Raw genomic sequence first — 21,866 nt, 5'->3', positions numbered from 1 at the left:
CCGTACGGAGCTGTCCCGACCGCGGATCGGCGGTCGGCTCCGAGGGAGGGAGCCCCCCATGAGGACGTTGCCCGGTGTCGCCGACCACGGCGGATTCGACGCCCTGGTCATCCGCACCGACTACCACGACGAGGCCGGCTGGCTGGCGGTGGTGACGGAACTGGGCTTGCCCTGGGGAGACCGGCGCTACGAGTCGCTCGTCCACTTCGTCGACGACCCCGCCTGGGCGGACGCGACTGCCGACGAGGTGGCAGCAGAGGTCCGCTCCGGCGAGAACCCGAGCGTCGTCTTCCTCGCCGACCGCACGACGATGCGGTCCGCGCCCCGCACGCTCCTCGCGGTCACCGCCGTCCGGCGTGAGGACGGCGAGGACCAGGAGGAGGACGGGGATTACGCCCTGACGACCAGGTACGGCCGTTCCTTCCGCACCCTCCCGACCGGCGTCCACGAGATCCACGCGAACCTGAGCATCGCCAACATGGGCTTCGAGGAGTTCGCCAGGGCCGCACAGGACGACCCGGACGGCATCTTCCGGTCCTTCTGACCGGAACCGGAACCGGACGCCGGGCCCGTGGCGGGCGCGGCGCCGCGGCGCGCGCCCCGTGGACGCTCCCGCGCGCCCACTACCGTGCGGCACCGGGGTGGGCGAGGATGAGCGGCCGACCGTGTCCCCTACGCGACCGAAGGGAACCCGCATGGGCAAGCACGAGAAGCCGGCGCCGGACCCCGGAACGGGCACCCCGCCGCCCGGGAACAACGACGGGCAGGTCCCGCCCCCGCCGCCGGGCACCGGCACGCGCCGCAAGTAGCGCACGGTGACGGACGACGAGGACCTGGCGGGTCGCCGGGCGCACCTGGACGCGGTGATGGAGCGCGACGGGGCGTGGCCGACCACGTCCCCGTGGGTGCGCGAGGCCATGGCGGCGGTGCCGCGCGACCGGTTCGCGCCGGACCGGCTGTGGCGCTGGGACGGCCGGGCCTACGTGCCGCTCGACCGTACGACGGACCGGCGCGGGTGGGCGGACGAACTGTTCGCCGGCGTCCACGACGCGGCCGTCACCCAGGTCGGCAGCAGCCTGTCGGCACCGTCGCTGCCGTCCTCGTCGCTGTCCGCGCCGTCCGTCGTGGCGGACATGCTGGACAGCCTCCGCCTGGAACACGGCCACCGGGTGTGGGACATCGGCACCGGGCAGGGGTGGACGGCGGCGCTGGCCGCGTGGCGGGCCGGTCCCGGGCTGGTGGTCTCCAGCGAGGTGGACGAGCACCTGGCCGCCGCCGCCCGCCGCCGTCTGGCGGACGCCGGTCTCACCGTCGAGGTGGTGACCGGCAACGCGACCGGCGGCGGGGTGCCCGGCGGGGTGCCCGTCGACCGGATCCACGCCACCTACGCGGTGGAGGCCGTCCCGTGGGCCTGGGTGGAGGCGGTACGGCCGGGCGGCCGGATCGTCTACCCCTGGGGCCTGTTGGGGCACGTCGCCCTCGTCGTCGCCGACGACGGCAGGAGCGCGACCGGCTGGGTCCAGGGCCTCGCCCAGTTCATGGCCGACCGCACCGCCCCCACCCCGGCACCCGCCGGCCACGCCGCCTACACCGCGGTGCGCGGCGGCACGGCCGAACCGGACGCGGAGCGCCTGCTCCCGGCGTACGACCTGGGCCCGTTGGAGAACGACTGGGACCTGCGCTTCGCCCTGCGCGTGGCCGTACCGGACGCGGCACTGCTCACCGGCCGGGACGAGGACGGCGTCAACGCCTGGGTCCACGACGGCGACCGGTCGTGGGCCGCGTTCACCGCGCGCGGCGACGGCTCCGTGATGCTGTACCAGGGCGGGCCGCGCCGCATCGGCGACGAGGTGACGGCCGCCCGGTCCGCGTGGGAGGAGCTCGGCCGCCCGGACCGGTACGACTACGGCATCACCGTCACCCCCGACTCCCAGTGGGCGTGGCAGGGCGGCCCGGACGGACCGCGCTGGCCGATCGGACGGTCGGTGTCGGCAGGACACTGACCGGCGCCCGACCGGCGCCCGACCGGCGCCCGACCGGTGCCCGACCGGTGCAGGTCAGACCGTCGCCCGGGCGATCGCGTCCACGGCGATCGTGCGCATCCGGTGGAAGGCCGTCTGCGGGTCCTCGTAGGCGCTCCAGGGGCCGGCCACCTCACGGCCCATCACCTCGAACATCTCGAAGGCGTGCGCCACCCGGGCGTTCATGACCAGTGACCAGGCGGCCCAGCCCCGGGCGGCCTGGAGCTGCGGGTGCGCCGGATCGGCCTGCTCCAGGTCGGCCAGCAGGGCGTCCACGGCCGCGGTGAACTCCGGCGTCCGGTAGGCGGCCGCCCCGGCGCTGTCGCGGGTGTACTGCTCGAAGAGCGCCCGCACCCGCAGGGTGGTCAGCAGACTGCCGGCCGGTGCGTCGGCGAGCGCGGCGTCGACGAAGGCGTGCATCAGCTCGTGGCTGCCGTGCCACTTGGCGCACCAGTACTGCAGCGCGCCCTCGTGCGCCCGCAGGTGGTGCGGGTCACGGGCCGTCACCTCGGCCCACAGCTGACGGAAGTCCTCGTTCGACCTGCCCAGTCCCATGGCGATCGCGATCTGCGCCACCCAGGGATTGGGGTCCTCGGCCGGAGCCAGCTCGACGGCCTCCCGCGCGGCCTGCTCCGCCTCCCCCAGTACGCGGTGGAACCCGCGGGCCTGCTCCCTGGTCACCTCGGAGGCGTACCTGCCGGTGCGGATCTCCCAGGCGAGCTGCACCAGTGCGTCGGTCTGCAGCAGGGCGGCCGCCGCGTCGCGCGGCTCCTCCTCGCGCCACCGCCGCAGCCAGTGGTCCTCCTTGGAGGCCGCCGTGCTGAGCGGCTCCATCCGCATCCAGCGCCGGTTGGCGCGGCTGTCAGCACCGCTGTCGGCTCCGGCTTCGGCCAGGTACTTCGCCACCGCCCGCCAGTCACCGCCCCCGGCCCCATCGAGCACGGCCGCCAACTCCGCGGACGGCTCGTCCCCCTTGACCACGAGCTGCTCGCGCGGGGCCAGCCTGCGCCACAGCTCGGTCTCCAGGAGGCTCCGCCGTTCCCGGGCGCGCTGCGAGACGATCACTTTGCCCACGACGGCGACGAGCACCACGAGCACGACGAGCACCACAAGCGAGAAGACCATGAACTGCTTTCCTAGCGGGACGGGGAGAGGCGCCGCCCACCCGCACCGAGCGGCCCGTGAGCGGGCACCGGGCACCCGGCACCGGGCACCGACGAAGGCACAAAGGCACGAAGGCGTGAAGGCACGAAGGCGGCGCGGACACACCTCGCCCCGATCCCCCCGCCCCCGCACCTGGGTGCGCGGCGAGCAGGATCGTACCGGCACGGTGCACCGCCCCGCCTCAGCTTTACCCGGTCGGGGGTCTTGGAGGTCCCGCCGCCCGATCCGCAGTCACCGAACCCGCCCGAGGTCAGCAACAAGCCCGGGGTTCAGGAGAGGGGTGGGCGCAGCATGCGACGCGGGTGGGAGATCGCTTCCCGGACGGCCTGTGGCCGTTTCCCGGACTCTGAAAGCCCTACGATTCCACCGGAGTTCCCAAGGCGGCGGCCCGCATGGCAAGAATCCGACGGCGGGTCTGCTCGACGCCCTTCCGGTCGTACCGCGCCGTTCCCCGCAGCAGCAGGACGTCACCACCGCGGACGGTCAGCGCGATCATCACGACTGCGGCCACCCCGGCGTTCGTCCCGCCCTCGACCCTGACGTCCTCGATGTCCTGCCAGGAGATGCGGTTCGGACGTCCCATCGAGCGCTCGACGATGCCCTGGGGCCCGATGACCAGTCCCAGCCGGGCACCCTGGTGACACCAGATCACCGAGAACACCAGCACGAACGAATAGAACACCTTGGAACCGATCGGGGTGATGATCACACCGGCGACCGCGTACGAAAGGAACACCAGCCCGCCCGCCACGATGATCATCCGCTGGTACTTCGGGTAGATCCGTATCGGCTTCATCGAACCTCACTGTGGTCTTCGAGCTCTCCGCAACTTTGGCATTCTTGTGCCGGACGCCTTCGCTGTCGACCTTCTGCTCCGAACGCGCGCCGTAGGCAGCCGGCCGACCGTTCCCGCGGGGAGTGTCCCCGAAGGTGACACGGATGGGCGGCGTTTCGCGGTTTCGGTGGTCCGCGAGCCCCTGCTGCGGGATCGTCGGTGCCGCGCCCGGGGGCGGGCGTTCCGCGTAGGCGGACCACTGGAGAGGCAGGCTCGTCGTGGTCAAGCAAGAGACATGGACGACGGACGAGTTCGGGGCCTCGCACACCGGGTCGGTCGGCGTGCTCCTCGCCGGCGGGACCGTGCCGAAACCCGCGTACATCATGATGACGGAGCACGGGGCCGGACTGACCACCGCGCAGTGGACCGTGTACGACGGGCACTCACGCCTCGCCCCGCGCGCGCACGCCCTGCGCGCCGTGTGCTCCTGCGGCTGGTCCGGCCCCGAGCACCCGCTCGACTGGGGGCAGATCGGGGAACAGCGGCTCGGCGAAGCGGCCGCGGAGCCGGCGGACACCTGCGAGCAGGAGTGGGACCAGCACACCGTCGAGGTCGAGAAGTCGGCCGTGGCCCTGCCCGAGGACCTCGCCGAGGTGCTGCACGGCCTGGGCGAGGCCATCGAGAAGCTGGCGCAGAACTCCCCGTTGGCGGCGCTGCGGGCCGCCCGGTTGCTGGAGGTGACCGCGGAGCGGACCGCGTACTGGCCCGCCCACGACGCCCGGCGCGACCTGGGCCTCGCGGCGACGGCCGCCGCACTCGGCCTGGACGAGGACGGCGCCCGCCACCTGCTGGCCCGCTTCGGGCGCTGGAGCCCGTACAGCTGAGGGCTGCCACCCGGGCGGAGACGGGCGCGCGGGCGGGCGCGTCGGTGGGGTACGAGGGAGGCCCGGGCGCCCCGGACCTCACGGCTCCGGAAACACCGGCATCGGCTCCGCGCCCGGGCAGCACACGGCGTCCTCGTCGGCGACTGGCTCCCGGCACCCCTCGCACAGCCAGGCCGGGTCCGGGAGTTCGGCCGCGGAGACGGAGACCTCGTTGCCGCGCACCAGGAGCTGCCAGGTGTCCCAGGGCTCCTCCCCCTGTGCGTCGATCGTGCCGTCGGCCACGTGGTCGAACGTGAACTCCTCGAAACCGGGCGTGCCTTGGGCATGGGCGCGGGGCTTCAAGAAGTGGTCGATCAGATAGGTCATCCACTCGGGCGCGTCGTAGAACTTCTCCACCTGGCTCCACTCGATCGCCGCACCGTCCGCCGTCGTCACCCAGCGGCACCAGAGGCCGGGCTGACCCGCCGGGGGCTTGTCGAAGTCGCGGATGTCGGCGTCGCGGCCCTGCCCCGCGTAGCCGCTCCCGTCGACGTAGTAGGGGCCGCCGGCACGGTCCATGCGGCGGGTGCCGGCGAACTTCCGCAGGTACGCGATCTCGGCCGGGTTGAGCGGTGGGGTGACGGCGACCCGGCCGGTGAAGTCAGTGGTGTAGCCCATGCCGGGGATGCTAGCCACGCCCTCCGACACCTCCGTGCGGTCGGCCCGGTCAATCCGGTCAGTCCGGTCAGCCAGGTCAGCCAGGTCAGCCAGGTCAGTCCGGCAGGTCGATCAGGGCGATGCCCTTGTCCTGGGCGACGGCGAGGCGGCGGCCGTCCGGGCTGAGCGCGGCGACGGGGGTCGGGATGTGCTCGGCGCCGTAGCTGCCGTTCCGCCGCGTGAGCGTCACCTCGGGCCACTGGGCGACCAGGGCACCGGTCGCGGCGTCGAGCAGGCGGGGGTGCCCGTGGAGCGAGACCACCTGGGCGGAGCCGCACCGGCCGAGCAGGGTGCCGGCGCGGTGGCCCAAGGGGCTGTGGTGCAGCCAGCGCCGGGCCGACATCGACCACACTCCGAGGTGGTTCGCTCCAGGGGCCGGGGCCGCCGCGCGGCCGGAGGCGTCGGCCCCGTCGTCGGCCCCGTCGTCGGCTCCGTCGTCGGCCAGGTAGTCGAGCTCGCCCGTCGTGGCGATCGCCAACCGGTCGGCGTCCAGCCAGCAGCCGGAGACCACTTCGGCGTCGGCCTCGGGGGACGCCGGGAGAACCCCGTCGCCGTCCAGCACCGCCGGATCGGCGAGCGCCGCCGCGAGGTCGTACACCTCCGCGACACCGTAGGGGTGCCACACCCACCCCGTCACCAGCAGGTACCGGCCGTCCGGGCTCACCGCCGGCCGCGAGTGGAAGATGTCCACGGGCTCCCGGGCACCTCCGGTGAGGCGCCGTCCGGACTCCAACTCCTCGACCTGGAGCACGTTGTACTCCTCGGGGCAGTGGACGAGCACCTCGCGGCCGTCGGGCAGCGCGCCGAGCGCGACCGGGTAGTCGTAGGCGTCGGCGCAGTGGTCGGCCCGGGCGAGCTCGCGCAGCACGCCCCGTCCGTCGAGGCCGACGACCACACCCCTGGTACCCCGCTCCTCGTGGACGACGGCGTAGCGCCCCGAGGGCGAGACCACTGCCCGGTCGAACCCGGGGCCGAAAGCGGCGGCGACAGCTCGGCCGGGACGCTCCGTCCCGTCCGCGCTCCACCGCCGACCACCGCCGACCGGATCGATCAACTCGCCGCCCTCCCAAGCCAGGGAGCTCACCTTCCCCCGGACCGGCCACCAGTCCACCGTCGACACCCGCCGTCCCCCACTCCCCGAGCGCCCGCCACCCATCGGCGGGCCTGCCAAGGCGGGCAAGCTAACAGGCCTTCCCCGCGGCGCGCACACGAATAATGCGGCTGCGGGTGCGGACGGCGGGTGGCAGGAAGCGGGCATGGACGACCTGGTCACCGAACGCCTCGTCCTCCGCCCGCTGACCCCTCGCCAGGCCCGCCGCATCCTGGACGGTCCGCGCGGGCCTCACGGGAATTGGGCTCGCGGGGTGGCCTCCGCCGGGTCCACAGCGGCCGCAGCCGCGTCCTCCAGGGCCTCGGGCACGGGCAGGGCGTGCTCCCCGGCGGCGCACCCCGGGCATACGGCGTTCATCGAACGGTCCACTCCTCGCGGCGACTTGTGCGCGAACGATCCGGCACGCAGTAGACCACGCGGAACTGACGATGCGTCACCGAATTCGCACAACCGCCGGTGGCCCGGCGGGCGGCCCGGCGGTCCTCAGGACGGCGCGACCGCGCCGCCCGGACCGTACGCCCCCAGGTAGCCCTCCACCTGCGCACGCCGGTAGCCCCGGGGCACCACCGCGAACACCGCGGCCGCCGGGCGCCGATGCGCGGCCTGCGCCAGGTGGGCGTCCACCTGTGCCGGGTCGTAGCCGCGCCACGCCGTGGCGAACACCGGCACCGCGCCCGCCGCCACCAGGTCGACCTGCGCGGGGTGGTAGCCGCGCCGCACGACGCGGAACCGCGGCCCGCCCGCACGCCGCCCCGGCCCCGACGCCGACTCCAGGTAGGCATCCACCTCGGACCGCTCGTAGCCCCAGCTCACCAGGTCGAACCCGCGCCGGGCGACCGCGTCCACGGGCACCGCACCAGCAGGTGCGGCGGCCAGCGCGCGGTCGACCTGCGCCCGGTCGTAGCCGCGCCGGGCGATGGTGAAACCCGGGGCGTCCGGGCGCCGGGAGGGCGGCAGGGCCAGGTAGGCGTCCACCTCCGCGCACGCGTAGCCGCGCCGTACCACGTCGAACCCGCTCCCGCCGCCCTCGGCCATCCGCCCCTCCCCCTGTCCCACCGGCCGTCTGCCGTCTGCCGTCCCGTCAGCATCGCACAGCCCCGCCCACCGGCCTCAGGTCCAGAATCGGGCCGACTCCCCCAGCGCCGGGCGGGAGGGTGTCCGCTCCTCGGTCACCCCGCGTCGGGCGCGGGGTGCGGGCAGTAGGATCGACGGCGTTGTCTGTCGTACACCGCTGGTAGGAGGCTTTTCATGGCTCAGGTCACGCTCAAGGGGAACCCGGTCGAGATCGGCGGCGCACTGCCCGCCGCCGGCAGCCAGGCCCCCGCGTTCACGCTGGTCGGCGAGGGCCTCGCGGACACCTCGCTCCAGGACTTCGCCGGCCGCCGCAAGGTCCTCAACATCTTCCCCAGCATCGACACCCCCACCTGCGCCACCTCCGTGCGCACCTTCAACGCCAAGGCCGGCTCGCTCGACAACACCGTCGTGCTCTGCATCTCCGCCGACCTCCCCTTCGCCCAGGCCCGCTTCTGCGGCGCCGAAGGCCTCGACAACGTCAAGACCCTCTCCACCCTGCGCGGACGCGACTTCCACGACACCTACGGCGTCGCCATCAACAACGGCCCCCTCGCCGGCCTCACCGCCCGCGCCGTCGTCGTCCTCGACGAGAACGACACCGTCCTGCACACCGAACTCGTCGCCGAGATCGCCGACGAGCCCGACTACGAGGCCGCCCTCACCGCCCTCAGCTAAACCCCGCACACCCCACGCACCACGGGCCCGCCCCGCACCGCCACCCACAGCGGCACGAGGCGGGCCCTGCCTGTTCCCGCAGGCAGGGCCGCTGAGCCCTCACCGCCGCTCCGGGCCCCGGAAACCAGGTGACCGCAGCCGCCGCCGTCCTCGACAATGGCGCATGTTGATCGATCACTGGCCGCTGCTGGGGCTGCGCCTGGACACTCCCCGCCTGGAGCTCCGGCTCCCCACCGACCGCGAGCTGGCCCAGTTGGCCGACCTGGCCGCAGAGGGCGTCCACCAGCCGGACCGCATGCCCTTCCTCGTGCCGTGGACCGACCTTCCTCCGGCCGAACGGGCACGGTCCGTGGTGCAGCACCACTGGTTGTGCCGGGGGAACTGGTCACCGGGCGACTGGGCCCTGAACCTGGCGGTCTTCGAGAACGGCCGGGTCGTCGGCCTGCAGACCATCGCCGCCCGGGACTTCGCCGTCCTGCGGGAGGTCACCACGGCCTCCTGGCTCGGTGTGCGCCATCAGCGGCAAGGGATCGGCACCGAGATGCGCGCCGCCGTCCTGCACCTGGCCTTCGCCGGCCTGGACGCGCTGGAGGCGACATCGGGGGCCTTCGAGCACAATGCCTCCTCGTTCGCCGTGTCCCGGAAGCACGGCTATGAGCTCGACGGCGTCGACCGTCATGTGGTGCGCGGCGGGCCCGTGACGAACAGGCGGCTCCGGCTCACCCGCGACCGCTGGGAAGCCCATGCCGAAGTCCCTGTCTCGGTCAGCGGGCTGGCGCCCTGCCGGTCGATGTTCGGACTGTCAGCGAACGCGTGATCCCTCACGGGGCAGGTTCGAACGGCTCGGCGCCTCGGCGTGCGGGTGGGCAGGAACAGGTGGGACAGCCGCGGCCGGCCCGGCGTTCGCTGCGGCTGCGGCTGCGGTCGGGGTCGTGGTCGGGGACAATCTCGGGATGTTCGGCAAATGGATCACCCATCGCACGGCGGACGGCGTCCGCGTCCCCGGCACCTGGCGGCACGTGTTCATCCGCAACGGCGGCCACCACTTCCTCATCGACCTCTTCATCTATGCGGACGGGCTCATCGACTGCGGGGGCCTGGTCACCGTCGAGGAGTTCGAGGAGAAGGTGCGCACCGGGTGGGTGGCCACCAGCCTGCCCGAGGGTGGGGAGGCCTCCGCGGACGAGCTGGCGGAGTGGCGGTTCGGCGAGCCGCGGAGCTGGCGGACTCCGGAGCAGTTGGTCGCCGAGGTCCGCGACACCGTCGACCTGCTGAACGGGCGGCCCGACTCGACCCGCCGGTGCCTGGCCGCCGTCGAGGTCTTCCTCGCCGACCGGACCGAGGAGAACCGGGCCGCGGCCCGGGCCGCGTTCATGGCCGTGCCGGCCCCGCAGCGGTGCCGGGTGCTGGGCGACATGGATCGGAAGGACGCCCCGCTGCGCGCGCTGGTGGCCGGGCCGGGCGGCCGGACCTACCTGCCGGGCGAACCGCCGGTCACGCAGGAGGTCTACGACCGCGCTCTCGCGTACTTCGAGGGGCGGGCGGCCTGGAGTGCCGAGCGGCCCGCCCGTGTCCCGGCGGACGGGCCGGTGGCGTCGCACGCCCCAGCGGTCCGGCTCTGCCGCTTGTCCCCGAACGAGCCGGTGGAGGATCCCGGCAGGCTGGGGCTGCGCAACGACTACCCCGCTCCGATCACGGTGGGAGAGACCGGCTACCCGTCCGTCACCCACGCCTACTGGGCCTTGTCGGTGGCTCAACCCGAGGTCCGGGCCGCGGTCGCGACGGCCGGGACCGCCTCCGCCGCATGCAAGGTGGCAGCCGGGGCGCCCCGCCGCGAGGGCTGGGAGCACCTGCGGACCGCCGTCATGACGCGGCTGCTGCGCGCCAAGTACGAGCAGCATCCCGAGCTGGCCGAGATCCTGTTGGCGACGGGCGACGGCACCCTGGTCTACGACGACCTGCACTCGGCCTTCTGGGGCGACAACGCCGGCCAGGGGCGCAACTGGACGGGGCGTCTCCTCGAACTCGTCCGTTCCGAGCTGCACGCACGGCGGGCCGGGATCCCCGGGCTGTGACCGGATCGGGTGGGGAGGCCCGGGGATCCCCGGCGGCACCGGTCAGATGAACGGCACCGGTCAGATGACCGGCGGCCCCGCCTCGATGCGGCGGAGGACGGGGGGTAGGCGGTCGAGGTCAGGGCCGGTCTGGAGCTGCCGCTCGTCCCACCAGGTGGCGCCGGCGTCGTACAGCGGGCCGACCACGTCCTTGGCCCTGGCCGGGTGCAGGGGCGTGGCGCCGCCGAGCACGAACTCGAAGGGGCGCTCGGCCCCGGTCGTACGGTGTTCGCGCACGTAGCCGACCAGCTCCCGTACCTCCGTCACGTCCGGCGGGTGACCGTGCCGGGCCGTCTCGAAGAGCGGCACCGCGCCGTCCCACCGTGCTGCCCGCCGCATGGGCGCGCGGCGCGGCCAGAAGCCGCCGATCCACACCGGCGGACGGGGCTGCTGCACGGTGGCGGGCACCAGCGTCACGTCGCGGACCTCGTAGTGCCGGCCGTGGTGGTCCACCGGCTCGCCGGACCAGAAGCGGCCCAGCAACTCCAGCCCCTCGTCGAGCCGTTCGGCGAGGATGCGCGGCTCGGCGGGGTCGCCGAAGCTGCGGTACTCGTCGTCGAGCGGGCCGCCCAGGCCTGCGGCGAAGATCGCCCGGCCGCCGCTGAGGTGGTCCAAGGTGGCGACCTGGCGGGCGAGTTGCTGCGGACGGTAGCGAGGGACCGGGGTGAGCAGGGTGCCCAGTCGGATCCGGGAGGTGGCCAGCGCGGCGGCGGTCAGCAGCATCCAGGGGTCCCCGAAGGGGCGGCCCTGGTGCCGTCGGTGCAGGACGTGGTCCCAGACGAAGAGCCCGTCCCAGCCCGCCTGTTCGGCGGCGGCGGCCACGGTCGCGACGTTGCGCGGGTCGGCGAAGTCGCCGAAGTTGGGGATGTTCACGGAGAACCGCATCCCAGCAGGATGCGCGGCCGACCGCGACGTGGCAATCGAATTCGGACCGGCGGGGTCGCCGCGGGGTCGGGCGGGTCAGGGGTCAGGGCGCCAGGGGGCCGCCCGGGGTGAGGGCGAGGTCGGTGAAGCGGGTGGCGATCAGGCGGTGGGCCTCGGGGGTGGGGTGGACGGCGTCGGGGTGCGGGTGGATCTCGTGGTCGGGCTCGCCGTACAGGGCGCGGCCGTCGAGGTAGTGGAGGTTGGGGTCGCCGTCCGCGACCCGGGCTTCGACGATGCGGGCCAGTTCGTCGCGGACCACGGTGAGGGTGAGGCGGCCGGGGCCGGGTTCGCCGGTGGCGCGGAAGCGGAGGGTGCCGGCGGTGAAGTCGGGGGCGAGCGGGCCGGGGGTGTGCTCCTGGACGGGGCAGAGGATCGGGGAGAGCACCAGGAGGGGGGTGGTGGGGTGGCCGTCGCGGATGGTGTCGAGGAAGCCGTGGACGGCCGGGGTGAAGGCGCGCAGGCGCATGGCGTCGGCGTTGACCACGTTGATGCCGAGCTTGAGGCTGATCAGGTCGGCGGGGGTGTCGCGGATGGCACGGGCGGTGAAGAGGTCGAGCAGGGCGCTGCCGCCGAAGCCGAGGTTGGTGAGGTCGAGGCCGGCGGCGAGGGCCACGAGGGCGGGCCAGGTCCCGGTGGGGTGGGTGGCGTTGGAGCCGTGGCTGATGGAACTGCCGTGGTGCAGCCAGCGGTTGCGGGTTCCGGCGGCCACGGGGGTGAGGGGCGCGTCGGAGTCGAGGGCGATGAGTTCGGTGGTCTCGGTGTGCGGGAGCCAGATCTCGACGGTCTTGTCGCGGGCCGGCAGGCCGGTGAAGTGGGCGGCACCGGGCGGGCCTTCGGTGAAGGTGGTACGGCCGGTGGTGAGGTCGATGGTGCGCAGGTTGCCGCCGGGGACGGTCGCCTCGGCGGCCTGTCGGCCGTCGACGAGGAGGTCGTAGACACCGTCGGGCAGGTCGGGCACGCCGGGGTAGGCGCGCTTGGTGGGGACGGTGTGCAGTGCCAGCGTGGTGGCGCGGGTTCGAAAGGTGAGCCGGACGCCGGAGGGCTGGGACTGGGCCATCGCGAGCTGTTCGTCGGGGATCTGGCGGCGGGCGCGGGCGGGCAGTCGGTGCGGGATCAGGCCGCGGCCGGTGCGTTCGACGTCCAGGTGGCCGTGCAGGAGGGCTTCGGTGACGGGCGTGGTGATCATGGCGTCTCTTCGTTCTGCGGTGTGGAGCTCTGCTTCCTATGACGAGTATGGGATTTCCTAGATGGTTTAGGCAAATGGAAAGCCTGTGTAGGTGCAAGCAGGGATCCGGTACTTCTCGGCTTGAGGGAGTCTTGAGCGGTCGAGCTGGTCCGAACGGACCGGATGCCGGATGATCGGGCCCGCGGGGCCGGACCGGACCGGAACTCCGGCACGAGCGGCACGAACGGCACGAGCGACGCAAGCGGACGAACGGCACGGGTGAGCAGAGGGGCTGCGGACATGGAAACGGCACGCACACTCGTCCTGGTGGCGGCCACCGTCACCTGCGGACTGACCGCCGGGTTGTTCTACGCCTACGCGTGCTCGGTGATGCCGGCGCTCGCCCGGGTCGAGGACCGGACGTTCATCGAGGTCATGCAGCGCGTCAACGTGGCGATCCTGAACGGCTGGTTCGTGCTCGGCTTCGTCGGCGCGCTGCTCACCACGGCCGCCGCGGTCGCCCTGCACCTGCCCTCGGACGGTCACCGCGCACTGCCCCCCACGATCGCCGCCCTGGTGCTGTACGGGGCGGCGCTCGTGGTCACCCGTGCGGTCAACATCCCGCTGAACGACGAGTTGGAGAAGGCCGGGGCGCCGCAGCGGATCACCGACCCGACGGCGGTACGCACCCGCTTCGAGGCGCGCTGGGTGCGCTTCAACGTGCTGCGCGCGCTGCTGTGCACGGCCGCACTGGGCTGTCTCGCCTGGGCGCTGGTCCTCGACGGGCCGCACTGAGCGGCCCGTCGACCTTGCCGGACTCCCGTGCGGCCCACCGGCCGGCGTTGCACCGGTGGGCCGCATGGGAGGCGCGGCGGTACTCGTCCTTACCCGCCCGCGACCCGCGCCACGAGGGGCTCGCGCCTCGGTGTACGGGAGGCCGCCCGGGGGCGGCTCGGGTCCACGCGGCTGAGGTCCGCTCGGCCCAGGTCCGCGGCTGTGGCGGCCGGAACGGGCGCGGCAACCCCGGCCGACGTGGCACGCCGGACCGCGGCGGGCCGCTGGAGGGTGAGGGCGAAGTCCCGGTGCGCCTTGGCCGTCGGCGTCAGGGCGGGCGGCAGCTGGATCCGCCCGTCCTCGACCATCCGTCGCACGGCGGTGCGGCTGAGGCCGAGCCCGAGCATCAGCAGCCGTTCGACCCGGACCGGCACAGGCAGCTCGAAGGCGACCAGGACGGTGAGCGGCGTCGGGTCGTCGAGCGCGTGCAGGGGCGTCCGGACCTCCAGCTCCCAGGTGCCGGTCCAGTCGAGGCGGTAGCAGTTCCGGGCGGCGAGCGAGGCACTCGTCGCCAACTCCCGCACCACGGCGGCGTCGTTGGTCTCGTAGGCCACCAGTCGGGCCGGGTCGAGCGAGGAGACGTGGGCGCGTTCGTGGACGGACACCTTCGAGGTCCGGTCGCAGCCCGCGCAGCTCAGCAGCAGCCAGACGTCCAGCAGCTTCCCGCTGGCGTTGACGCGGATCTTCCCCGAGGGGCGGTGCCGGGTGCCGGGGCAGTCCGGGCAGGGCCGGACGACGGTGGGCAGGGCGGACTGACGCACGGCCCAGCGGGCCTTGCGGTCGGTATTCATGGTGGTGGTTGCTCTCAGGACTCTGCAGGAGCGCCCCACGGGCCCCGCCCCCCAGCGGCCCCGACCGTGGCAGGCCGGAGCAGGGCAGGGCAGGGCGGATCGCGGGCGCTCCCGGGATGACGGATGCACACGTGGGCGCGGGTCATCGCCTCGGTACCGAGCCGTCAGGCTCCGAGGTCGATCGCGCGACAGGGTTCGTTGGTGCTACGTGGCAGCCGTTAAAAGTCCATGCGGATGATCGTGGTCGAGGATCGGCCCGCGGGCAACCGGTTTTCCGGCAGGCCCGGCGGGCCCGGTCGGGGCCGGGCCGACCGGGTCGGGCCCGGTCAGCAGAGGGTCGCGAAGCGGTACCCGCGCGCCTTGAGGGTGGACAGGATCGTCGGCAGGGCCGCCGCGGTCTGACTGCGGTCCCCGCCGCCGTCGTGGAGCAGGATCACCGAACCGGGGCGGACGTTGTTCAACACCCGCGACCGGATCGCCGCCGCCCCCGGCCTGGACCAGTCGGCCGGGTCCACCGACCAGAGCACGACCTGCTTGCCGAGCGCCGCCGCCCGGGAGCGCACCGTGCCGTTGACCGCCCCGTACGGCGGGCGCAGGCATGTCGGGGTGTGTCCCGTCCGGGCGCGGATGACCCGGTCGGTGTCGCCGACCTGGGCGGTGAAGGAGGAGCCGGAGAGCCGGCGCAGGTCCGGGTGCGACCAGGAGTGGTTCTGCACGCTGTGGCCCTGCCGGGCGACCTGGGCGGTGAGCGAGGGGTGGGCGGCGACGTTCTCGCCGAGCTCGAAGAAGGTCGCGCGGACGCCGTAGCGGTCGAGGATCGAGAGGATCTTCGGGGTGTAGGCGGGGCTGGGGCCGTCGTCGAAGGTGAGGTAGACGACCTTGGCGCCGCCCTTGCTCCCGGCCGGACCGGCGAGCCCTGCGGGACCGGCGAGCCCCGCCGGCCCAGCAGCGTCCGCGGTGCCGACGGGGCCCCCGACCACCGCACCCGCCGCCAGCGCGGCGACGGCGAGCGCGCCGGCCACCCCCCGGAGCCGTCCACCCTTCCGTCGCCCAACTCCGCTGCGCCCAAAGGCTCGTAAGGCCATGCCTGCCCCCTGGTGTCGGAACTGCCGTGTACCGACCAGTCTGCGCCGCCGACCGCCGGCACCGCGACCGGCCCGAGCACGAAAGGGGACGAAATCGGCCAGCCGGACGGCGGGTTGACCGCGTGCACGCTCCGCCGGACGCGCCCGGGGTCAGCGCGCGCCGCGCCCGTGCAGGACGAGCGCCCGGCCGAGCGCCAGCAGCCCCGCCGTGCAGAGCGCCGTGCGGCACACGTTGGCCGCGACCCACGTCCCCTCGAACGTCGCCCGCACCGCGGCGAGGTCGAGGATCCGGGACGGATCGCCGGCCGCCGCCAGGTCGTTGTTCAGCGGGATGTTGACGCCCATGGTGACCATCAGCGCCACCCCGTACAGCAGGGTCGCCCCGGCCGCCCAGAGCGCCGCCCGCCGCCGGCCCGCCCGGTGCTGGAGCCAGGCCGCGACACCCGTCGCGACGAAGGCGCCGACGAAGACCAGGCCGAACACGCCGTTCTCGATCGACGTGTTGATGTGCTGCATCGCCGTCACGTACGTCCGGTCGTCACCGGCCGCCAGGCCCGGCATCACCGCCACGTCGAAGGCGAAGAACAGCCCGGCCATCAGGCCCATCGCGAGGGTGGCACCCATCAGGACCGGACCGGCGGCCCTGCCACGGTCAGCGGGCACCACCGGCGGGGCACCTCCTCGGGTGGGGCCGTCGAAGGCCCCTGGAGCGTTGCGGTGATCGGGAGTTGAGGTCTGGCTGGAGCGCATCGGTCATCCTTCGGTTCTCCCCGGCGCCCAGGCGCATGCATGAGCGTCCACGGCACCGGCCGGCCCCGGGGCCCGGGGCCGTACCTCCTCCGGCGTCCACCAGAGCACGGCGCGGCCGCCGCCGACCACCGCCCTCGACCCGTCCTCCAGCGGTCCTTGAGCACACCCAGCGGGCGCGCGGCGGAAGGACGGCTCTCGCGGCGAGACCGCGACGACCGCGACGAAACCGCGGCGGAAAGCGGTGGCGCGGCGGCGACGGCGGGCGCTATGCTCCCCGGCGATGAACACTTTCGCTGCTCTCGGATCGGAGGTCCCGTTCGCCCAAGGTGAGTGCTGATGCTCACTCACACCGCGAACGAGGATGCCTCCCGCTTCTCCTTCTGGCGGCGCGTACGCGAGTACGCCGTGCCGCCCTCCATGATCGAAACCGCCACCGCGCGCCGACTCGCCGGTGACTGGGCCGGGGCCTGCGCCGCCGCCAACGTCGAGGTCGACTTCCGCCTGCGGGACGTCGCGCACACCCACGGGCACACCCTGGCCGAACGGGTCCGCGAGGACCTGCGCCGCCTGGCGCCGGACCTGCTGCGCTGGCACCTGCCGCGTACCGCCCCCGCCGGACTGCTGCGCGCCGGGCTGACCGTGCCGCTCGCCCGCTACCCGGGCGAACGGCCGGTGCACCTCGTCGTCCGGACACCGCCCGCCTGGGCGGAGTACGGACAGCGGATCAGCCTGGCGCTCTGGGACGGTTCGGATCCCGGCCCGGCCCCGCACCCCCATCCGCGCCCCAGCCGCCGCTACCGGCTCGACCTGCACCGGCATCTGTGGGACGCGGGCCGCAGCGGGGAGTTGGCGACGAGGGCCGGGTCGTGTCCACCAACCGGCCCACCGGGCACCGGAATCGGGTCGCACGGGCTGCGCCGGGCGGTCGACCGCTGGGCCGCCGAGGCCGAGCTGCTGCTGCGCGCCGAGGGGCTCCCGCCCGGGCCCGTCGCGGTCCGGCTCGGGCACAGCGAACGGCTGGTGCTCGCCCCCGACGGCCGCATCGGCGCGGCCGTCGGGGACCTCCGGGCCCTGCCCCTGCTGCCCGACGCGGCGACCTGGGTACCGCCCGACCTCGACCTGCTGCACAGCGGGGAGCTCGACGCCGGCCGGCTGCACCCCCTGGTCGCGGCCGCACTGGCGCCCGGCCACCGACCGGGGCGGCAGGACCGACCACCCGCCGGACAACGGCTGGTGGAGTGCCGCGGCGCCCGGCACCGGATCGCCGTGGTCGACGGGGTACTGACCGCACTCGACCACGACCCGGACCAGCTGCGCCGCGAGGAACTACTGGCCGCGCTGTCCGGAACCCCGCTGCCCTGCCTGCGCGCCATCGACCAGGCGCACCGCGATCCGGCCGAACTGGACGACGTACGGGAGCGGTTGAACCACGGCGACACCGCCGGGGCCCTCGCCGTGGTGGAGGACCTGCTCGGCCGACAGGCGTCACTGCGCGACGGCCCCTTGCGGGACGAGCTCGCGGCGACCGCCGAACGCCGGGTCGCCTACGGCCTCTACCGCTCCGGTCTGACCGTCGACGGGCGGGCCAAGGCCGTGGCCGGCAGGACCTCCTACGCGCTCTACCGGTTCGGCAGGCCCAGCCACCTGCGCGGCGGTTACCCGTTCCCCCGTCCGCCGCGGATCGCCACCACCGCTCGCTGAACACCGCTCGACCGCACGCGACCTGCGCACCCCGTGCACCCCGCGCATGCCGCGCACGCCGTGCATCCCGAACGACCCACTGACTTCCGACCTCCCAAGGTGATCACCCATGCCCATGACCATGCCCATGCCCGTGACCATGCCCGCACCCGCCCGGCTCGACGTGGCCCGCCGACTCCTCGACCTGCTCGCCGACACCCGCACCGAACCCCGCCCGGACGACCAACTGGAGGCGCTCACCCTGGCGGTGGCCGCGGACCTGCCCGTGCTGCTCTGGGGCGAGCCCGGCATCGGCAAGACCGCCGCCCTCAACCAGCTCGCCGAGGCCCTGGACCTGCCGCTGACCACCGTCATCGCCAGCGTCCACGAGCCCTCGGACTTCTCCGGGCTGCCGGTCGTCGGCGACGACCCCGCGCAGCAGGGCATCCCGCTGGCCCCGCCGGACTGGGCGGTGCGCCTGGTCCGGGCCGGGCACGGGCTGCTGTTCCTGGACGAGTTGTCGACCGCGCCGCCCGCCGTCCAGGCGGCGCTGCTCCGGCTGGTCCTGGAGCGGCGCATCGGTTCGCTCCAACTGCCGCCGGGCGTACGGATCGTGGCGGCGGCGAACCCCCGCTCCTCGGCGGCCGACGGGTGGGAGCTGAGCGCGCCGCTGGCGAACCGGTTCGTCCACCTCCAGTGGGTGCACGACCACGAGGTGGTGGTGCGCGGCCTCGGCGGGGTGTGGCCGGTCGCCACCCTGCCGGAGCTGGATCCGGCGGAACTGTCCGCGGCGGTCGGCTTCGCCCGCCGGGCGGTCTGCGAACTGCTCACGGTCAGGCCGGAGCTGGTGCACCGGCTGCCCACCAGCGAGACCCGGCGCGGCGGCGCCTGGCCGTCCCCGCGCAGCTGGGACATGACGCTGCGGCTGATCGCCTTCGCCACCGCGGCCGGCTCCTCCCGGGAGGTGCTGTCGCTGCTGGTCCGGGGCACGGTCGGGGACGGGCCGGGGCTGGAACTGATGGCCAGCATGGACCGGATGGACCTGCCGGACCCGGAGCTGCTGCTCGCCGACCCGGCCGCCGCCGTGCTGCCCGAACGCGGGGACCTGCGCCAGGTGGTGCTGGACGGGGTGGTGGCCGCGGTGCGCAACCGGCCGGAGCGGGCGCGCTGGGACGCGGCCTGGGCGCTGCTGGTACGGGCGATGGCGACCGGCGCGCCGGACGTCCTGGTCGTCCCGGCCACCACGCTGGCCTCCCTGCGCCGGGAGGACTGGGAGGTCCCGGCGGCGATCGAGCACCTCGCCTCGACGGTGGCACTGTCCCGGCGGGCCGACCGCGCCGCCGTCCGGACGGCCGCCCGGACCGACGTGACGGCCGGCCGATGAGCACCCGCCGCACGCCCGGGGCGAGCGCACCCAGGGGAAACACCCCGCCGGACACCGGTTGGAGCGCCCGGCCAGCCGCCACACCGCTGGACGTCCGCAGGCACGGCAGACCGCTCACCGCCCGCCCACTGGCCGTACCGGTGACCGCCCCGGGGTCCCTACCGGTGCGGACCCCGGTGTCCGCGTCGGCGGACCCGCGCCCGCTGGACCTCGACAAGCTGTACGCCGCCCGGCTCCAGGCCGCCCGGGCCCGCCCCTACCTGGCGACCGCACTGTTCGCCCTCCACCTGGTGGAGGACCGCCAGGTGCCGACCATGGGCGTGGACCGCCACTGGCGCTGCTACGCCTCCCCCGCCTTCGTCGAACGCACCGCGGTGGAGGACCTCGCCTCGATCTGGGTCCACGAGGTCTCGCACCTGCTGCGCGACCACCACGGGCGCAGCGACCGCCTGGCCCGCAGCCTCGGGCTGACCGGACCCGCGGACCGGCTGCGGATGAACATCGCCGCCGACTGCGAGATCAACGACGACGCCTTCGGCGACGGCCTGGTCACGCCCGCGGGCGCGCTGACGCCGAGCCGCCTCGACCTGCCGGAGGGGAGGCTGATGGAGGACTACGTCCGCGGCTTCCGCTTCGACCTGCGCCGGCTGAACCTGGCCTGGCTGGACTGCGGCAGCGGCGCCGACGGCGTGGACCGCCCGTGGGAGCTGGGCCCGGACGGCGCCCACGGGCTGACCGCCCAGGAACAGGACGCGGTCCGCTTCCGGGTCGCCGAGGGCATCCGGGGCCGCCCCGGGGATGCCCCGGCGGGCTGGCGGCGCTGGGCCGAGGAGGCGTTCCACCCGCCGCAGCCGTGGCGCCAACTGCTGGGCGCGGCGCTGCGCTCGGCGGTCTCCGGGCCGGGCGCGGGCGGGGACTACAGCTACGGCCGTCCGGCCCGCCGCTCGGTCTCGCTGCCGGGCGTGGTGCTGCCGAGCCTGCGGCGGCGCCCGCCCCGGGTGTCGGTGGTGATCGACACCTCGGGGTCGGTCTCGGACCGGGAGCTGGGCAGTGCGCTGCTGGAGGTCGCGGCGATCGGCCGGGCGGTCGGCGGCCGGCACGACCTGGTCACGGTGCTGTCCTGCGACGCGGCCCCCCAGTCCGTCGGCGCGCTCTGCCGCGCGGCGGGCATCCCGCTGGTCGGCGGCGGCGGGACGGACCTGCGGACGGGCTTCGCGGCGGCGCTGCGGACCAGGCCGCAGCCGGACGTCGTCGTGGTGCTGACGGACGGGCAGACGCCCTGGCCGGCGGTCGCGCCCTCGTGCCGTACGGTGGTGGGCCGGTTCCGGCGCCCGGTCCGGTACGACGAGAACAACGGCGAGTACCGGCCGGACACACCGCCGAGCTGGGCCCGGGTGGTCGACATCGGCTGAGACGGCCCGACTGCGGCGGCGCTGAGCCACCGACCGACGGGGGGCGGCCGGCCCCCGCTGGTGCAGGGCGCCGCGCCGAGGGCCGGCGACCGCCGGTACCGGAGCTGATGCCGGACGGCGCCCGGCCCCGGGGAGGATCCGGGGCCGAGCGCTGCTCGACGGGGGCGCCGTCAGCCCACCATGGCCGCCAGCACGCTGCGCCAGTCCTCGCCCGGCTCCGGCTGGAGCGCGGCCGCGAGGGTCTCCGCCCGGTAGTGCCACGGGCGGCGCAGCTCGGGGTCGGCGTCGGGGCGCAGGTCCAGGGCGCTGTCCGAGCCGAGCAGCCGGATCAGCTCGGTGCCGAACTCCGCCCAGGAGACGTGCCCGGTGATCGCGTTGACGATCCGGCCGGCGGCGGGGCCGTCGGGCAGGGCGCAGGCGGCGAGGGCGCGGGCCAGGGCGGCGGAGTGCACCCAGGCGGCGCCGTGCCACTCCTGCGGCTCGCCGTCGGCGGCGGCCGGCAGGGCGATCGGGCGGCCGGCCAGGGCGGCCTGGTAGAGGTCGCCGGTGGAGCCCCAGCGGAGCTGGTCGCGCAGGCGGTGGTGCGGGCCCCAGACGATGGGGGCGCGCACCACGGTGGCCGGGCCGTGGCCGGTGGCCTCGGCGGTCTCGAACAGCATCCGCTCGCAGTCGAGCTTGGCCTGCCCGTAGGCGGTGACGGGTGCGCCGCTGGGGCCTCCCTCGGCGACCTCGGTGCCGGGCGGGCGTCCGTAGGCGTCGATGCTGCTGACGAAGACGAACGGGCCGCCGGACCAGCCGTCCAGCAGGGCGCGCATGGCGGCCGTGTCGACCTCGTGGTCGGTGAAGGTGCAGGCGGAGTGGATGACGGCGTCCACGCCCTTGACGGCGCGCTGGAGGCTGTCGAGGTCGGCGAGGTCGCCCTCGGCGATCTCGGCGCCGTGCAGGGCCGGCAGGTGGGCCGACTCCGGACGGACCAGGACGCGTACCGGCCGCCCCTGGGCCATCAGTTCCTGGAGCACGGCGGCGCCGACGCCGCCGGTGGCGCCGGTGAGCAGCACGGTACCGGTGCGCGGCTCGGTGCTGTGGAGGCCGTCGACGCGGGTGAGGGCGGCGCGGCGTTCCTCCTCGCGGGCGGCGAGCAGGGCGGCGAGGGCGCGCGGGGTGCGGTGCTCCAGGATGTCGAGGCCGGTGAGCGGCACGCCGACGCGGGTGCGCAGGCGTTCGGCGAGCTGGACGGCGATCAGCGAGTGGCCGCCGAGGGCGAAGAAGTCGCCGTCGGCGGGCGGGACGCTGCCGAGCAGTTCGCCGAAGGCGGTGCGGACCAGGT

General features: G+C 74.6%; 21 protein-coding genes. 10 read left to right on the top strand and 11 right to left on the bottom strand.

The window, feature by feature from the left end:
* Positions 1-58 precede the first annotated feature (58 nt).
* Both ACFC1T_RS30665 and ACFC1T_RS30660 read left to right on the top strand, forming a co-directional pair.
* Positions 59-544, top strand: coding sequence for a DUF6924 domain-containing protein (locus ACFC1T_RS30665; protein WP_375893736.1), 486 nt, complete (start codon positions 59-61; stop codon positions 542-544).
* A 271-nt stretch (positions 545-815) separates the two neighbouring features.
* Positions 816-2,003 (top strand): protein-L-isoaspartate O-methyltransferase, encoded by a 1,188-nt coding sequence (locus ACFC1T_RS30660; protein ID WP_375893733.1) that lies wholly within the window; start codon positions 816-818, stop codon positions 2,001-2,003.
* 54 nt (positions 2,004-2,057) lie between these two features.
* Here ACFC1T_RS30660 and ACFC1T_RS30655 read toward each other — a convergent pair whose 3' ends face one another.
* Complete coding sequence (locus ACFC1T_RS30655; protein ID WP_375893730.1) at positions 2,058-3,146, bottom strand: hypothetical protein; 1,089 nt, start codon at positions 3,144-3,146, stop codon at positions 2,058-2,060.
* A 394-nt stretch (positions 3,147-3,540) separates the two neighbouring features.
* Positions 3,541-3,981, bottom strand: coding sequence for a hypothetical protein (locus ACFC1T_RS30650; RefSeq protein ID WP_375893727.1), 441 nt, complete (start codon positions 3,979-3,981; stop codon positions 3,541-3,543).
* Positions 3,982-4,238: 257 nt separating this feature from the next.
* Between ACFC1T_RS30650 and ACFC1T_RS30645 the strand changes: the two genes are divergently transcribed.
* Complete coding sequence (locus ACFC1T_RS30645) at positions 4,239-4,844, top strand: hypothetical protein (protein WP_375893724.1); 606 nt, start codon at positions 4,239-4,241, stop codon at positions 4,842-4,844.
* 78 nt (positions 4,845-4,922) lie between these two features.
* Here the strand turns inward: ACFC1T_RS30645 and ACFC1T_RS30640 are convergent, their stop codons facing one another.
* The 3 genes from ACFC1T_RS30640 to ACFC1T_RS30630 form a co-directional block, all read right to left on the bottom strand.
* Positions 4,923-5,501, bottom strand: a complete 579-nt coding sequence (locus ACFC1T_RS30640; RefSeq protein ID WP_375893722.1) for a hypothetical protein — start codon at positions 5,499-5,501, stop codon at positions 4,923-4,925.
* 94 nt (positions 5,502-5,595) lie between these two features.
* The gene (locus tag ACFC1T_RS30635) at positions 5,596-6,624 is read right to left on the bottom strand and encodes a hypothetical protein (protein WP_375893719.1); all 1,029 of its coding nucleotides are present in this window, start codon (positions 6,622-6,624) and stop codon (positions 5,596-5,598) included.
* A 510-nt stretch (positions 6,625-7,134) separates the two neighbouring features.
* On the bottom strand, positions 7,135-7,686 hold the full coding sequence (locus ACFC1T_RS30630) for a DivIVA domain-containing protein (protein WP_375893716.1): 552 nt from the start codon (positions 7,684-7,686) through the stop codon (positions 7,135-7,137).
* A 213-nt stretch (positions 7,687-7,899) separates the two neighbouring features.
* Between ACFC1T_RS30630 and tpx the strand changes: the two genes are divergently transcribed.
* The 3 genes from tpx (at position 7,900) to ACFC1T_RS30615 (ending at position 10,475) form a co-directional block, all read left to right on the top strand.
* Positions 7,900-8,400 (top strand): thiol peroxidase, encoded by a 501-nt coding sequence (tpx, locus tag ACFC1T_RS30625; RefSeq protein WP_375893714.1) that lies wholly within the window; start codon positions 7,900-7,902, stop codon positions 8,398-8,400.
* A gap of 163 nt (positions 8,401-8,563) precedes the next feature.
* Positions 8,564-9,217 carry a GNAT family N-acetyltransferase gene (locus tag ACFC1T_RS30620; protein ID WP_375893711.1) on the top strand — a complete coding sequence of 218 codons (654 nt, stop codon included), beginning with the start codon at positions 8,564-8,566 and terminating at the stop codon, positions 9,215-9,217.
* Between the two features lie 136 nt (positions 9,218-9,353).
* Positions 9,354-10,475: an NADAR family protein gene (locus tag ACFC1T_RS30615; protein ID WP_375893708.1), complete on the top strand. Its 1,122-nt coding sequence runs from the start codon at positions 9,354-9,356 to the stop codon at positions 10,473-10,475.
* Positions 10,476-10,535: 60 nt separating this feature from the next.
* Here the strand turns inward: ACFC1T_RS30615 and ACFC1T_RS30610 are convergent, their stop codons facing one another.
* Together ACFC1T_RS30610 and ACFC1T_RS30605 are read right to left on the bottom strand one after the other, a co-directional pair.
* Positions 10,536-11,399: an LLM class flavin-dependent oxidoreductase gene (locus ACFC1T_RS30610; protein ID WP_375893705.1), complete on the bottom strand. Its 864-nt coding sequence runs from the start codon at positions 11,397-11,399 to the stop codon at positions 10,536-10,538.
* 82 nt (positions 11,400-11,481) lie between these two features.
* Complete coding sequence (locus ACFC1T_RS30605; RefSeq protein WP_375893703.1) at positions 11,482-12,624, bottom strand: GDSL-type esterase/lipase family protein; 1,143 nt, start codon at positions 12,622-12,624, stop codon at positions 11,482-11,484.
* Between the two features lie 279 nt (positions 12,625-12,903).
* Here ACFC1T_RS30605 and ACFC1T_RS30600 point away from each other — a divergent pair, with 279 nt between their 5' ends.
* Entirely contained in the window at positions 12,904-13,398 is a 495-nt protein-coding gene (locus ACFC1T_RS30600; protein WP_375893701.1) for a DUF1772 domain-containing protein, read from the top strand.
* Between the two features lie 89 nt (positions 13,399-13,487).
* Here the strand turns inward: ACFC1T_RS30600 and ACFC1T_RS30595 are convergent, their stop codons facing one another.
* The 3 genes from ACFC1T_RS30595 to ACFC1T_RS30585 form a co-directional block, all read right to left on the bottom strand.
* Positions 13,488-14,228, bottom strand: coding sequence for a DUF1062 domain-containing protein (locus tag ACFC1T_RS30595; protein ID WP_375893699.1), 741 nt, complete (start codon positions 14,226-14,228; stop codon positions 13,488-13,490).
* 326 nt (positions 14,229-14,554) lie between these two features.
* The gene (locus ACFC1T_RS30590) at positions 14,555-15,250 is read right to left on the bottom strand and encodes a polysaccharide deacetylase family protein (protein WP_375893696.1); all 696 of its coding nucleotides are present in this window, start codon (positions 15,248-15,250) and stop codon (positions 14,555-14,557) included.
* Positions 15,251-15,463: 213 nt separating this feature from the next.
* Entirely contained in the window at positions 15,464-15,976 is a 513-nt protein-coding gene (locus tag ACFC1T_RS30585; protein ID WP_375893694.1) for a DUF1772 domain-containing protein, read from the bottom strand.
* 423 nt (positions 15,977-16,399) lie between these two features.
* Between ACFC1T_RS30585 and ACFC1T_RS30580 the strand changes: the two genes are divergently transcribed.
* From ACFC1T_RS30580 to ACFC1T_RS30570, 3 genes are all read left to right on the top strand, one after another.
* Positions 16,400-17,764 (top strand): hypothetical protein, encoded by a 1,365-nt coding sequence (locus ACFC1T_RS30580; protein WP_375893692.1) that lies wholly within the window; start codon positions 16,400-16,402, stop codon positions 17,762-17,764.
* Positions 17,765-17,873: 109 nt separating this feature from the next.
* Positions 17,874-19,127 carry an AAA family ATPase gene (locus tag ACFC1T_RS30575; protein WP_375893690.1) on the top strand — a complete coding sequence of 418 codons (1,254 nt, stop codon included), beginning with the start codon at positions 17,874-17,876 and terminating at the stop codon, positions 19,125-19,127.
* On the top strand, positions 19,124-20,539 hold the full coding sequence (locus tag ACFC1T_RS30570) for a VWA-like domain-containing protein (RefSeq protein ID WP_375893688.1): 1,416 nt from the start codon (positions 19,124-19,126) through the stop codon (positions 20,537-20,539). The genes ACFC1T_RS30575 and ACFC1T_RS30570 overlap by 4 nt, the downstream gene beginning before the upstream one ends.
* 170 nt (positions 20,540-20,709) lie before the next feature.
* On the opposite strand, the gene ACFC1T_RS30565 is transcribed toward ACFC1T_RS30570, so the two are convergent.
* On the bottom strand, positions 20,710-21,866 hold a 1,157-nt coding region (locus ACFC1T_RS30565; RefSeq protein ID WP_375893686.1), incomplete at its 5' end, for an NAD-dependent epimerase/dehydratase family protein.

Origin of the sequence: Kitasatospora sp. NPDC056076 (assembly GCF_042266305.1) — a bacterium.
Classification (GTDB): Bacteria; Actinomycetota; Actinomycetes; order Streptomycetales; family Streptomycetaceae; genus Kitasatospora.
This window is presented reverse-complemented; position numbering and strand designations above follow the sequence as displayed.